Here is a 13,909-nt window from a genome sequence, read left to right on the forward strand (position 1 = left end):
CGTAGCGGAGCGGGTCAAGGTGGAGCGCCGTTGACGCGCGAAGCGCTCGATGGCGACGACCTTGAGGCGCGCAGCGGAGACGGCCACAATCGGGCGGCGGGAAAGGAGGACACCCCAGCCAACAGGGCAACCCCAACCGAAGCACACCCCACCACCGTGAGCCCCTGCCTCAAAGCCCCGGGACCCGGTCCTCAAACGCACAGGGATAGACCCGGGCGGTCCGTACCCACAGACCCCGGGCGGTCCGTACCCAGCAGACCCCAGGCAGTCAGTACTCGAAGAAGAGCGACAGGACAATGAAGAGCCAGGCGAGGCCGAAGGACACCACCGCGAACGACTGGAGGTTGCGGCGGGTCTCCTCCCTCTCCTTCGGAATCTGGGCCCACATGAGCACCAGAGCGCCACCCAAGAGCACCAGCAGCAGAGCAGTACCGAACACGCGGCCTCCTCAGACATCCACCACGAGGCTGGTGATCATCATCGCCGTGCCCAGACCAAGAAGGAACACGAGCAGCTTCGGCGGACGTTCGCCCTGCTCCGCGGTCCGCATCCACAACAGGAACAGGATGCTCGTCACGATGAGGCAGAAGTATGCGGCGATCCGCAGGATGTCGATATCCTCCAGGTCCTCGGCGTCCGGGCTCTACCCCGACTCTTTCAGGCCCCGTGTCCCTCTACGCCCCGTGTCCCTCTACGCCCCGTCTCCACCGGCCTCGCCAGACGAACAGGGCCAGTACACAGGTGGCCAGGGTCGTGGCGGCCGCCATCGGGACGAAGGCCAGCTGATAGGAGGCAGGTTCGTCGGGCAGCGCCTGGAGGATCGCCCCGGCGGCCACCGTGCACACGACGGCTGTCGTGAACCCGCTCATGTTGACCAGGCCGGACGCCACCCCGGTCCGGCTCGCGGGGATCCCGTCACGGGCGAAGTCGAAGGAGATGGTGGGCGCCATGGTCTGCCCCAGCGCACTGACCGCCATCACCGCGATACCCACGGGGGCCGGCGTGCCGTCGGGCCACACCACCAGGAGCAGCCACCCCAAGCTGAGCGTCCCCGCTAGGATCAGCGCGAAGTAGGCGCGCACGCCCGGCCAGCGGCCGACGAGAGCCCCCGCGACCGGCGCCATCCACAGCGCACCCGCGGCCAGGCCGGTCAGTGTGACCGCTGCGGCCCCTTCGGACAGTCCCAGACCGCCGACAAGGAACGGGTAGCCCCACAGCACCATCATCATCGTGAACGGCGCCATGACGGCCGCGTGGTGCGCCATACCGACCCGGGGGCCGTCCGCCCGCAACGCCTCTCTGATCGCAGCCCACACGGAGATGGGGTCGGCCACGGTCGAACGCCCGGCCGCACCCGCGGGGCGGTCACGGACGACGAGGAGCACCATCAGGGCCATGAGGACGGTCAGGCCGGTGGTCGCCAGGAAGGCCGCAACCCAGCCGACGCCGCCGAGCGCCCAGGCCAGCGGGGCGGCACTGGCCACCTGCCCGGTACCGCCGACCACCCCGGTCAGACCGCTGACCAGCGCGTATCTCGATCGGGGGAACCACAGTGCGGCCAACCGGATGACGTTGAGGAACACGAGCGCGTCACCCAGGCCGATGAGGAACCTTCCGGCGACGGCCACCTCGATCCCCGGGGCGAGCGCGAACAGGCACGATCCGACGGCCATCGCCACCATGCCCATGGTCAGGGTGAACCGTGGGCCGAGACGGTCGGCGAGCAGACCGGCGGGCACCTGGAGGACGACGTACACGACGAGCTGCAGCATCGGCAGGAGTGACAGCAGCGCGGGGCCCACGTCGAACCTGCTCTGCGCTTCCAGGGCGGCGACGCCGAGCCCGTTGCGGTGCAGCATGGCGAGGAAGTAGCCGCCCACCGCGACACCCCACACCAGCCAGGCGCGGGCCCCTCCCCCGGGTTCTGCGGGGGCACTTCCACTCACGGAAGTCCGGTCACCGGATGTCTGGGTCTGTGTCACGTCGCTACTTCTCTCCTTGCTCGGGCCACCCACTAGTGTCCTCCAGGACTCGGACTGGCCCTTACACGGGGGTGACCAGGCACGCAAAGCGGACGGGAATGCCCCTGGCAGCGGCGGGTGCAGAACAGGCAAAGAGCAACACCACGCAGGCAAAGGCCACACAACCAGCGAAAAGTCACCATGAGTAACCACCAATAAGCCAACGGTTGCCGTTTCGCGTGAGCCTCATGACAACCAGAACGGGACTTCAGTCCCTTTATCTCATTTCCACAACGGGAACAGGCATACGAAAAAATACCTCTGACGTGCAGGTTCTATGAATAAACAGGTCGATACTCATTTGTTAAGTGTGACATGCGTCACTCTTGGAAGTCTCGACCACGAGGGGTCAGTTACTGCTAGCATCCGGAACGCGAAGAATAACTGCGAGGTAACGACATCGTTCACGTCTCGCCAACTTCGCGGAGGGAAGTCACCAACTCCGGATGGACACGGTGAACCGACCTCACACCGCGGCGACGTGGCCGCAACAAGCACACACGGTCAGCACAACCGCGGTACCCGACACACTCTGGAGACGACCTTGAGTCACTGGCGCCTGAACAACCCCCGGGCCTCCCGGGCGAAGTCGGCACTCGCCAGGCGGATCAAGCACAAGCCCCGCCACGCCTTCTGCGCCGAGCGCGCGATCACGGCGCTGTTGGGTGAACTCGCCTCCGTGGCGTCCCGCCCCCTCTACTGGTCGGGCACCTCAGAGATGGCCGTCGCCTCCGTCATGCGCGACGTCAACGTCTGGTGCCGCGACGGCCGGTTCTTCTGGAACGACCTCCTCCAGGGCGGGGCGATGTCGCACCCCGCGAGCGACCCGGCCGGTGCCGCCGCTCTCCTCAACCCGTTCGCACAGGTTCCGGAGCCCGCGCACTACTACACCCACCGCCAGCCGGTCGCCGCCTAGCCCGAGACCCGGCTCTCCGCCTCGGCGAAGCCCCCTTTTTCGCCGATCTCCCCCATCCCCGCCCCAGTGAGCACTGTTCGCCTGTGAGTACACACGTCGAGACCGACACCGTCGTGGTCGGCCTGGGCGCGATGGGCTCCCAGGCACTGTGGCGCCTCGCCCGCGACGGGGTCGACGCGATCGGCGTCGAACAGTTCTCCCCCGGGCACGACCGGGGTTCCAGCCACGGCGAGTCCCGCATCATCCGGACCGCCTACCTCGAAGGCGCCGGGTACGTACCGTTCGTCCGGGCCGCTTGGCGCGCCTGGGCCGAGCTCGAGGAAGCGGCCGAGTCCCGTCTCGTGGTCCGCTCGGGCGCCCTGATGCTGGGCCGGCCCGACTCCGCCGCGATCGCCGGCTCAGTGGCCGCCGCCGAACGCCACGGTCTCGCCCACGAACACCTCTCCCCCACCGCACTCGCCGAGCGCCACCCCCGCCATGCCGTGCGCCCGGACGAGGCCGGTGTCTTCGAGGACGCCGCGGGTGTGGTCCTGCCCGAGGCCTCGATCCTCGCCGCCGTCCGCCTGGCCCGCCAGGCCGGGGCCCGCGTGTGGACCGAACGCACCGTCACCCGGATCGAGCCCGACCCCGACCGCCCCCGCGTGTGGGTCGGTGACACCGAGATCCGCGCCCGCCGCGTCGTCGTCACCGCGGGGGCCTGGATGCCCCGCCTCCTGCCCGGACTGGCCGACCTCGGCGGCGGGATCCGGGTGGAACGCCGTGTACTCGGCTGGTTCCCCGTCACCGACCCCTCTCCGAGCACCGCCGATCCCGAACCCGTCTTCGCCCGGGACGAACCGGACGGCACCCTCTGGTACGGCTTCCCCAGCATGGACGGCGGCCGCACCCTCAAGATCGGGGTGCACGCCGAGTCGCCCGAGGCGAGGGCACCCGGCGCCCGTCCACCCGGTTCGCAGTGGGGCGAGCCCGTGGACCCCGACACCGGACCCCGTCCTCCAGACGAGGCGGACGCGCGCCGTCTGGGCGAGTTGGCCGCCGGCCTGCGCGGGGTCGGCCCCCGGCCCGAGCGCATGGTGTCCTGCATGTACACCATGACCCCGGACGAGCACTTCCTCATCGGTCGGCGCGACGAGCTCCCAGGACTGGTCCTGGCCGGGGGCTTCTCCGGACACGGCTTCAAGTTCGCCTCGGCGGTCGGCGAGGCGCTGGCGGACCTGGCCGGGGAGGGCCGCACGGACCTGGCCATCGGCATGTTCGACCCGCACCGCTTCGATGCGCGCCGCGCACCCGGCTCCCCACGGGCCTGACGCCCCGAACGGCGTCCTGGTGCACAGGCAGGCCGAACTCCGGCCGGAACAGGACACACTCCCGGGTACCCGCGCACCGACAAGCTACATTGGCGGGGAAGCTCGCTCCCTCGCGTACCTTCGGGACCTGCCGGAACACGGATGCCCCGCCCCGCAGCCGCACGCAGTAAGGAACACACAGCCGTGCAACCCCTCGCCTCCGACGACCCGCACGCCATCGGCCCGCACCGGCTCCTCGCCCGCCTCGGTGCCGGCGGCATGGGCAAGGTCTATCTCGCGCGCACCCCGGACGGGCACCTGTGCGCCCTGAAGGTGGTCAAGGAAGACCTCGCCCACGACAGCCAGTTCCGCGCGCGGTTCGCCCGCGAGGTGCGCACCGCGCAGCGCGTGCGCGGCCCCTTCACCCCGGCCGTTCTCGACGCCGACCCGGACGCCGAGGCTCCGTGGATGGCCACCGAGTACGTGCCCGGCCCCACCCTCAAGGAGGCGGTCCAGGAGAACGGCCCCTTCCCCGAGGAGTCGCTCCGGGTCCTCACCCTCGGCCTGGCCCAAGCGCTGTCCACGATCCACGCGGCCGGGCTCATGCACCGCGACCTCAAACCGAGCAACATCCTGCTGTCGCCGCGCGGCCCGCAGTTGATCGACTTCGGTATCGCCCGAGCCGTCGAGGGCACCGTCCTCACCCGCACCGGGCAGACCTTCGGTACCCCCTCCTACACCTCTCCGGAACAGATCACCGGGCAGAACGTGACGCCGAGCGCGGACGTGTTCTCCATGGCCGGTGCGGTGCTGTTCGCCGCCAGCGGCAGCCCCCCGTTCGGTTCGGGGAGCCCGATCAGCACCCTCAACAAGGTCATGAACGGGGAACCGCACCTGGAGGCGGCGCCCGAGGGCCCACTGCGCGACCTCCTCGCCCGCTGCTTCGCCAAGGACCCCGCCCAGCGGCCGGGCGCCGACGCGATCCAGAGCGAACTCTCCGGTCTCCCCTTGCCCTCGGCCGAGCACGGCTGGCTGCCTTCACAGGTCAACCAGCAGATCAACGCCAAGGCGGGTGAGACGCACCGGGCCGAGGCCGCCGAGCAGACCACCGCTTCCATGGGCAACCTGCAAGCGGAGGGCGGGGCGGCTCCCCGTCCATGGTGGCGCCGCAGGGCGGTGGTGGTCGCAACCGCCGCTACCTGCGCTCTGATCCTGCTCGGGGGTGGTGCCTTCGCCCTGACAGCGCTTCCCCTCGGCTCCGACGACACCCCGGATACGGCCTCCGACGGCACGGACGACGGTGGTGACGGCGGCGGGGACGAACCCCCCGAGGGCGGCACCGACGGAGAGCCGGACGGGGGCACGGAGTCACCGCACCTCGAGGGCTGGGTCTACGCCCTCAAGTTCTCCGAGGAAGGTGACCAGCTCCACCTCTTCGGGGCCTCGACCCTGTCCACCTGGGACTGGCGTGAGGGCGAGATCGTCGACGACTACACACCGGTCCCGACCGGCGCCGACTTCGTTCCCACCGGTTACGTCACCAGTGCCACACACGAGTACGTCGAGGTATGGGAGGGGGGCAGCGACAACCGGATCGCGGTCCTGGGGATCGACGAGGATTACGGCATGTTCGACATGCCGGCCCTCACCCACGACGGCAGCCGGTTGGCGGTCCTTGCCTCCAGCGACGGGACCGAGGAGGGCGATCCCATGGTCCAGATCTGGGACCTTGCCGAGGAGGAGATCGTGTCGGACTTCGAGGTCGAGGGCTTCCTGGTCGAGCACCAGTACACCTCGGACGGCTCGGCCCTGGCAGCCGTGCTCTCCGACCGGGACTACTCCGAGCACATCGCTGCGGTCGTCTGGGACCCGGACACCGGCGAGGAGCTCCACCGCTTCGACGACGGTGAATGGTATGACATCTCGCTGTCCGAGGACGGCAGTTCGATGTCGGTGGCCGTCGACCGGGACGAGGCCTTCGTCGTCGACCTCGACAGCGGCCAGACCCGCGCTCTGGACCTGCCCGAGGAGCACGACGAGAGCCTGAGCACTGTCGCGCTCTCCCCGGACGGATCCCTCGCCTACGGCGCCACGATGGACACCGCCGAGGACGGGCCCTACGTGTGGGACACCGAGACCGGCGAGCTCCTGCCAACGGAAGAGGCCGAGGTCGACCTCGACCTCCCGATCGGGGTCAGCCCCGACGGCGAGCACATCGCCACCATCGCCACCACCGACGGCGTCCAGACCGTCCAGGTCCTGGACTCCGACTTCGAGATCGTCGCCGAGTTCCCCTGAGATTCCCCGGAAGGGCACCATGCAGCAACCAGCGCCCAACGACCCGCGCGAGGTCGGCCCGTATCGAGTCGTCGCTCTGCTGGGTTCCGGTGGTATGGGCCGTGTCTACCTCGGCCTGGGCCCCGACGGCTCGCCGGCCGCCGTCAAGGTCGTGCGCGCCGAGTACGCCTACGACCCCGGCTTCCGAGGCCGGTTCGCCCGGGAGCTCGAACTCGCCCAGCGCGTCCACGGCAACTACACGCCCCGGGTACTGACGGCCGACACCTCGGGGCAGACCCCGTGGCTGGCCACCGAGTACGTCATGGGCCCCTCCCTCCAGGACCTCGTGCACGACACCGGGCCGCTCCCTGAGGAGTCCGTGCGCTTCATGGCACGGGGCATCGCCCAGGCGCTGGAGCGCGTCCACGCGACCGGGCTGGTCCACCGCGACCTCAAGCCGGGCAACGTCATGATCTCCGCGGCCGGCCCCCAGGTGATCGACTTCGGTATCGCCCACGCCATGGGTGACGCGCAGGACGCCGGGGAGGAGGACCGGTTCGTCGGCACCCCCGGGTTCATGGCCCCGGAGACCGTCAACGGCGACGGGAACAGCACACCCGCCGACATCTTCGCGCTCGGCGGGATCCTGGTCCACGCCCTGACGGGGCAGGGTCCGTTCGGCGACGGCCACCCCTCCACGGTCCTGTACCGCATCGGAAACCTGGACCCGGACCTCGCGGCCGTCCCGCCGTCGCTGCGCGGGATCATCACCGCCTGTTTGGAGAAGAACCCCGCCTCCCGGCCCAACGCCGCCCAGGTCCTACAGGCCCTCGGCGGCCCCACCGCGCCCGCACCGGCCGCCGCCGCGTGGTTGCCCCCCGCGGCCTCCGAACGGATCGACGGGATCGCCCGCGAATACGGGAACGCGGTCCGCTCAGCCACCGCCTCCGGAGGGAAGGGCTCCCTGGGCGGTCGGCTCCTGATCACCGGGGCGGCCGCCACCGCTTTGGCCATGGTCGCCGGGCTGGGCGTGTGGAGTGCCGACCAGGCGGGTCTGATCGGCGGCGGCACCGAGACCGCTTCCGGGGACGACGAACCGGTCGACCGCGAGACCTGCGACCCGTCGGAGCACCTGGCCGCGGAATTCCTCGAGGCCGCCGAGGACGAGCCCACGGCCCCCAACGACGACGAGGGCATGTTCTACACGGCGTTCTCCAACGACGGCGAGGTCTTCGTCGCCACCGGCACCGGCGGGGCGGCGCTGTGGGACTGGCGCGAACAGGAGGAGATCGCGCGGATCCCGACGGAGATCGCCGCCGGGACCGGGCACCCCCACTTCAGCCCGGACGACTGCCTGCTCGCCTACGCCTCCGAGGACGGTGCGCACGTGTACCACCTGGAGAGCGGAGAGCACACGGTCTACTCGGAGGGGTACGTCATCGATTCCATGGCCTTCTCCGACGACGGTGCACAGCTGATCCTCGGGGCCGGTGACAGCGCGCTCGATTCGTCGGTCCAGATCTACGACCTGGATTCGGGGGAGCTGGTCAACAGCCTCACCGACGGCTCCGGCATCGTGACCGCGCTCGACGTCACCCCGGACGGCGCACACGTGGCAGGCCAGGGCAGCCTCGACAGTGTGTTCATCTGGAACACGGAGAGCGGGGAGATCGTGGCCGAGGGGGAGGGCAGCCCCTGGCTCAGTCCCACCAGCCTGCACATGGTGGACGACAGCAACCTCCTGATGCCGGAAGTCGAGGGCGCGGTACGGCAGGGCTTCGGCGACTCCGACGAGTACATCGAGTACCGCGACGAGGACCTCGAAGAGGGCTTCGAGGTGCACGACGTCAAGTACAGCGAGGAGGCGGACCGCGTGTACGTCACCTACATCCCGAGTGACTTCGAGTTCGAAGAGGCCTACATGAAGGTCTGGGAGTACTCGACGGGGGAGGACCTCACCGCCGACACACCCGAGGGCTTCTTCCACGAGATCGCCGTGCACCCGGAGGGCGAGGTCATCATGGGCGTCCCCAGCACAGGTACGGGCATGTGGATCATCGACGCCGCCGAGCTCCGCCTCATCGAACAGATGTGACCGCCCCCAGCCTGAATCAACCCCGCCCGAACCCACCCAGCCCTGACGCCCCGGCCCCCGGCGGTCCGAGCCATGACGCCCCCGCCCCCGCCGGGGGTCCGATCCGCAACCGTCCCCTCACCCGGTAAGGCCCATGTTCCCTCTCCACCCGCACGACCCGCCCGCCGTCGGCCCGTACCGCCTGCACGCCCGGCTCGGCGAGGACGCCTACGCCCGCGTCTACCTGGGGTCCACCCACGACAGCGGCCCGGTCGCGGTGAAGGTCGTGCGCCCGGAGTACGCCACCGAACCCGGCTTCCGCGGGTCCTTCTCCCACCAGGTGGAGATCGTCCAAGGGCTGGCCAGCCCGCACGTGTGCGCGATCCGGGACGCCGACACCCGGGGTGCCGTTCCCTGGGTCGCCGTGACCCGCCCGCTCGGGCCCAGCCTGGCCGACCTGATCCGCCGGCACGGTCCGCTGCCGGTGGACGCGCTGAGGCCGCTCGCGCTGGCGCTCGCCCAAGGATTGGCCGACCTGCACGCCTCGAACCGCGCCCACGGGTCGTTGTGGCCGGACGGTGTGCTGATGTCCGCCCGGTCGACGATACTGGCCGACCCGGGGCTCGAGTGGGCGGTCTCCGACACCGACCAGCGCGCGCCGCACCCCGCGTTCGCCGCGCCCGAAGGCGGGGCCTCATCGGCCACCGACGTCTTCTCCTGGGCGGCGACCCTGTGCTACGCCGCCAGTGGTATCGAAGGGCCCGACGGGCTCGACCAGGTCCCGATGCAGCTGCGCGGCCTGGTGGACACCTGCCTCAAGCACGACCCCAGACTGCGTCCCAGCTCGGAAGACCTGGTCCGGATGTTGGGCGGACCCGCCGAGCCCTCGGCCTGGTCGCCGCCGGTCCGTGCCGCGATCGACGCGGCCGCCGAACAGCAGCGCTCGATGTTGGCCGCCGCGCCCCCCGCAGCGCCCGGGGGCCCCGGCGGGGACGCCGCTCGCCCGAAGCGCACCGGTCTCCTCTTCGCTCTGGGCGGCGGCGCCATGGCCTTGGTCGTCCTCGCAGCGGCGGTGTTCGCGTACACGAGGTGGGATGGGGAGGCGGATACCGCGGGCTCCGGCGACGGGGATCGGCAGCCGCTGATCAGCGAAGCCGGGTGTGCGGACGGTATCGAGTATCCGCCCCCGGGGGAGCCCGTACCCGCGGACACTCAGGCCGGCGACATGGACTTCTCCCCGGACGGGGACCTCCTGGCGGTCGCCTCCAGCGAAGGGCTCATGATCTGGGACTGGCAAGAGGGCGAGGAGATCGCGCGTCCCACTGAGGCGACGGACAGCATGGTCGCCCCGGTGTTCGCCCCGGTCGGCTGTGCCGTGGCCGCGGCGGAACTGGTCGGCTACGAGGACCGGGAGTACAACGTCACCATCGCCCACACCTACGATCTGCCTTCCGGGACGACAACGGAGCACCTCGGCCCCCAGGAGGGCCCGGACGAGAACGACCGCTGGATCGCCACCCCGCAGGACGCCGGCGCCGTCGACTTCTCCCCCAACGGCGGCAGGCTGGTCCTCACCCTGGACCAGGGCGTCAGTCGCGACTCCGAGAGCACGGTCGTCATCGACACGGCCACCGGGGAGTCCGGGGTGGCTGTGGCCGAAGGGCTCCACTACAACACCCGGTTCGTGGACGACGACCACTTCGCCACCAACAACCACGGAGAGGTGGACATCTGGAACGCCGACACCGGTGAGGCGGTGTACACCGTCCCGGGATCCACCGACTCCAGCCTGGCCGCGGTTCCCGGCGAGACCCAGGTCGCCTACCTCGAAGGGGACACGGTGGTCGTCACGGACTACACCGACGGCAGCGAGGTCGCCTCCTTCACCCGGGAGGAGTTCGAGACGGACGACGACCCCTCCCTCAGCCAGCTGCTCGTCGACCCCGACCGGAGCATCGTCCACGCGGTGTGGATGGTGGCCACCGAAGCCGGCTCTTGGGAGTACAGGCAGTACGCCTGGGACCTGGAGTCGGGCGAGGACCTGTTGGCGGACCTGTCCGACCCCGTCTCCTACCGCCACCTCGCCCTCCACCCCGAAGGGGAGGTCGTCGCCGCCACCACCGCCGGGGACCAGACCCCGGTACTGCTCGACCCGGAGACCTTCGAGCAGGTCGGCGAGCTCTACTGACCCGCCGGTGAACGCCGGTGGCCCGGGACACGGGGCCCGGGACACTGCGGCGGTTCGGGAAGTCGTGATCGGGACAGGACACCGCGCAACACCCGTCACGGGGCACACAGTAAACTTTGCCTGAAACCCCGTACCGGAACCACGAGAGCCCCCATGCGCCAGCTCGCCGCAGACGACCCGAGGCAGGTCGGCCCCTACCGGATCGTCGCGCTCCTGGGCACCGGCGGTATGGGCCGCGTCTACCTCGGACTGGACCGCGACGGCCGTCCCGCCGCCGTCAAGGTCGTCCGCGCGGAGCGGGCCTACGACCCCGAGTTCCGGGAGCGGTTCGCACACGAACTGGCACTGGCCGAGCGCGTACACGGACCGAACATCCCCCGCGTGTACGCCGCGGACACCTCCGGCGAAGTGCCGTGGCTGGCCACCGAGTACGTGCGGGGTACCTCCCTCCAACACCTGGTGGAGCGGACCGGCCCGCTCCCCGAAGGCTCCGCCGTCCTCCTCGCGCGCGGCGTCGCCCAGGCGCTGGTGGACGTGCACCGGCAGGGGCTGGCCCACCGCGACCTCAAGCCCGGCAACGTGATGGTGGCCGCGGAAGGCCCCCAGGTGATCGACTTCGGCATCGCCCGGGCCATGGAGGCCGACGGTCCGGAGGACGACGCACGGATCATCGGCACCCCGGGCTTCATGGCGCCGGAGGCCTCCCGCGGGGAACCGAGCGGAGCGCCCGCCGACGCCTTCGCGCTCGGCGGGATCCTGGTCCACGCCCTGACCGGACGGGGCCCGTTCGGCGACGGGCACCCCTCCACGGTCCTGTACCGCACCAACAACGCCGACCCCGACCTGGACGGCGTACCCCCCGCGCTGAGCGGGCTCCTCGCCGCCTGCTTGGACAAGGACCCCGCCCGGCGGCCCACCGCCGGCCAAACGCTCCAAGCCCTCGGCGGACCCCTCGCCCCCGCACCCTCCGCGGCCGCGTGGCTGCCGCCCCGGGCCGCGGCCGAGATCGAGGGCGCCACCCGGGAGTACCGGGTCATCCAGCCGCAGGCCGGCCCCGGCTCGAAGGGGCGCGGCCTCCTGGTGGCGGGCACGGCCGTCCTGGCCTTCGGACTCGTCGGCGGTTTCGGTGCCTGGGCCCTGCCCTTCGGGGACCTCGTGGCGGAGGCCGACGACTCGCAGGAGTCCGCCGACGGCCCGCCACAGCGGGAGCAGTGCGACCCCGCCGCGCACCTGGCCCCCGAATTCACCGGCGCCGCGCAAGACAGCCCGACCGTGCCGGCCAGCACGGTACTGGTCTACAGCGCCTTCTCCCACGACGGCTCCGTTCTCGCCGTGTCCGGGAACCAGGGCGTGGCGCTGTGGGACTGGGAGTCCGGCACCGAACTGGCCCTCATCGAGGCGGACCGCCCGGAGGAGCACGGCCCTGCGCGGTTCAGCCCGGACGACTGCTTGGTCGGCTGGGCCTCTGACGCCGGCGCACACGTTTACTCCCTGGAAACCGGTGAGCACACGGTCCACTCCGGGGGCCGGAACCTGAACGGGATCGCGTTCGCACCGGACGGCAGCACCCTGACCGTCGCGGACTACGAGACCGACCACGAGGGCACGGTCTACGACATCGACATGGAGACCGGCGAGACCACCCTGGTCTACGAGGACTCCACCAGCTTCACGGACGTCGTGTACGCGCCCGACGGCGCCCACGTCGCGGGCACCGACCACATCGACACGCTCCAGGTATGGGACGCCGAGACCGGGGAGATCGTCTTCGACCAGTTCGACGTCCCCTCCGGGATCGGTTCGGGCGTCCAACTGCTCGGCGACGGTGAGCTCCTCTTCGCCAAGCCCGAGGGCCCGGTCCACTACGAGTTCACCGGTGACAGCGACGAGGGCTGGCAGTTCATCCCCGAAACCGAAGAGCCCGAAGGGGAGCTCGTCGAGTTCGCGTACAACCCCGGAGCGGAGCGGCTGTACACCTACTACTCGACGGACCCCGATGACGGAACGGACGGCCGGACCACCGTCGAACTGTTCGTCTGGGACCACGCCCCCGGGGCGGAGTACGGCACCGAGGAGGAGCTCGGGGAGGAAGGGATCGAGATGGCGGAGCTCTCCCTGAACCTGGCCGTGCATCCCGAAGGCGAGGTCGTCGCGGGGTTCAACGAGCAGGACCGGGCCGTCACCCTCCTCGACCCCGAGACCCTCGGAGAACTCGCGAGCTTCCGCTGACCCCCGCCCGCACCCGGTAGAGCACCGCACCCGGTAGAGCGAGGAGACCCATGCTTCCCCTTCGCCCGCACGACCCGCCGGCCCTCGGCGCCCACCGCCTGCACGCGCGGCTGGGCGAGGACGCCTGCGCGCGCGTCTACCTGGCCTCGGCTCCGGGACGGCCCCCGGCCGCGTTGAAGATCGTCCGCTCCGAGTACACCTCCGACCCTGCCTTCCGCGGCACCTTCACACACCTCGTCGACTCCGCGCGCGGGGTACGCAGCACCTACGTCGCCCCGGTCGTGGACGCCGACCTGAGAGCGGCCACACCCTGGGTGGCGGTGGGACGGGAGCCCGGTCCGACCCTGGCCGAGCTGGTCCGCGCGCACGGCCCGCTGCCCCCGGCGGCCCTGCACCCGCTGGCGCTGGCCCTCGCGCAAGGGCTGGCGGACCTGCACGCGGCGGACCGCGTGCACGGCTCCCTGTGGCCCGACGGGGTGGTCCTCACCCGGGAGCACGCGGTCATCGCGGACGCGGGGTTCGAATGGGCCGTGGCCGACATCGAGCGGCGCGCCCCGCACCCGTCGTTCGCCCCGCCCGAAGGGGGCGCCGCCCCCGCGACCGACGTGTTCTCCTGGGCGGCGACCCTGTGCTACGCCGCCAGTGGTATCGAAGGGCCCGACGGACTCGACCGGGTTCCGGTCCAGCTCAGCGGCCTCGTGGACGCCTGCCTCAAGTCCGATCCGGCGCTGCGCCCGGACGCCGCCGACCTGGTCCGCATGCTCGGCGGTCCCGCCGTGCCCGCTCCGTGGCCGCCCGGTCTCGTCGCCGTCGTGGAGCGCCACGAGGACGAGGCCCGCCGCTTCCTCGCCTCCCGCGAAGGAGCCGAGGGGACCGGGCGGGGAGGGCGCGGTCGGACCGCGGCGCTCGTCGCGGTCG

The 13,909-nt window shown here is 71.0% G+C and carries 10 protein-coding genes; 7 read left to right on the forward strand and 3 right to left on the reverse strand.

What is annotated here, in order from left to right; genetic code table 11:
* Positions 1 to 268: 268 nt before the first annotated feature.
* The 3 genes from ACYVD1_RS33295 to ACYVD1_RS33305 all read right to left on the reverse strand — a co-directional run bounded on the left by ACYVD1_RS33295 (position 269) and on the right by ACYVD1_RS33305 (position 1,982).
* Entirely contained in the window at positions 269 to 439 is a 171-nt protein-coding gene (locus ACYVD1_RS33295; protein ID WP_460778461.1) for a hypothetical protein, read from the reverse strand.
* Between the two features lie 9 nt (positions 440 to 448).
* On the reverse strand, positions 449 to 577 hold the full coding sequence (locus tag ACYVD1_RS33300; RefSeq protein WP_460778462.1) for a hypothetical protein: 129 nt from the start codon (positions 575 to 577) through the stop codon (positions 449 to 451).
* 97 nt (positions 578 to 674) lie between these two features.
* Positions 675 to 1,982: an MFS transporter gene (locus ACYVD1_RS33305; RefSeq protein WP_460778463.1), complete on the reverse strand. Its 1,308-nt coding sequence runs from the start codon at positions 1,980 to 1,982 to the stop codon at positions 675 to 677.
* Positions 1,983 to 2,565: 583 nt separating this feature from the next.
* Between ACYVD1_RS33305 and ACYVD1_RS33310 the strand changes: the two genes are divergently transcribed.
* The 7 genes from ACYVD1_RS33310 to ACYVD1_RS33340 form a co-directional block, all read left to right on the forward strand.
* Positions 2,566 to 2,937 (forward strand): hypothetical protein, encoded by a 372-nt coding sequence (locus ACYVD1_RS33310; RefSeq protein ID WP_460778464.1) that lies wholly within the window; start codon positions 2,566 to 2,568, stop codon positions 2,935 to 2,937.
* Between the two features lie 131 nt (positions 2,938 to 3,068).
* Positions 3,069 to 4,244 carry an N-methyl-L-tryptophan oxidase gene (gene solA / locus ACYVD1_RS33315; RefSeq protein ID WP_460778470.1) on the forward strand — a complete coding sequence of 392 codons (1,176 nt, stop codon included), beginning with the start codon at positions 3,069 to 3,071 and terminating at the stop codon, positions 4,242 to 4,244.
* Positions 4,245 to 4,427: 183 nt separating this feature from the next.
* Entirely contained in the window at positions 4,428 to 6,521 is a 2,094-nt protein-coding gene (locus ACYVD1_RS33320; RefSeq protein WP_460778465.1) for a WD40 repeat domain-containing serine/threonine protein kinase, read from the forward strand.
* A 19-nt stretch (positions 6,522 to 6,540) separates the two neighbouring features.
* The gene (locus ACYVD1_RS33325) at positions 6,541 to 8,595 is read left to right on the forward strand and encodes a protein kinase domain-containing protein (RefSeq protein WP_460778466.1); all 2,055 of its coding nucleotides are present in this window, start codon (positions 6,541 to 6,543) and stop codon (positions 8,593 to 8,595) included.
* A 133-nt stretch (positions 8,596 to 8,728) separates the two neighbouring features.
* Entirely contained in the window at positions 8,729 to 10,762 is a 2,034-nt protein-coding gene (locus ACYVD1_RS33330; protein ID WP_460778467.1) for a protein kinase domain-containing protein, read from the forward strand.
* A 153-nt stretch (positions 10,763 to 10,915) separates the two neighbouring features.
* The gene (locus tag ACYVD1_RS33335; protein ID WP_460778468.1) at positions 10,916 to 12,991 is read left to right on the forward strand and encodes a WD40 repeat domain-containing serine/threonine protein kinase; all 2,076 of its coding nucleotides are present in this window, start codon (positions 10,916 to 10,918) and stop codon (positions 12,989 to 12,991) included.
* Between the two features lie 50 nt (positions 12,992 to 13,041).
* Positions 13,042 to 13,909 (forward strand): protein kinase family protein (locus ACYVD1_RS33340; RefSeq protein ID WP_460778469.1); only part of this gene is annotated, 868 nt, incomplete at its 3' end.

It is taken from the genome of Nocardiopsis nanhaiensis (assembly GCF_054778635.1).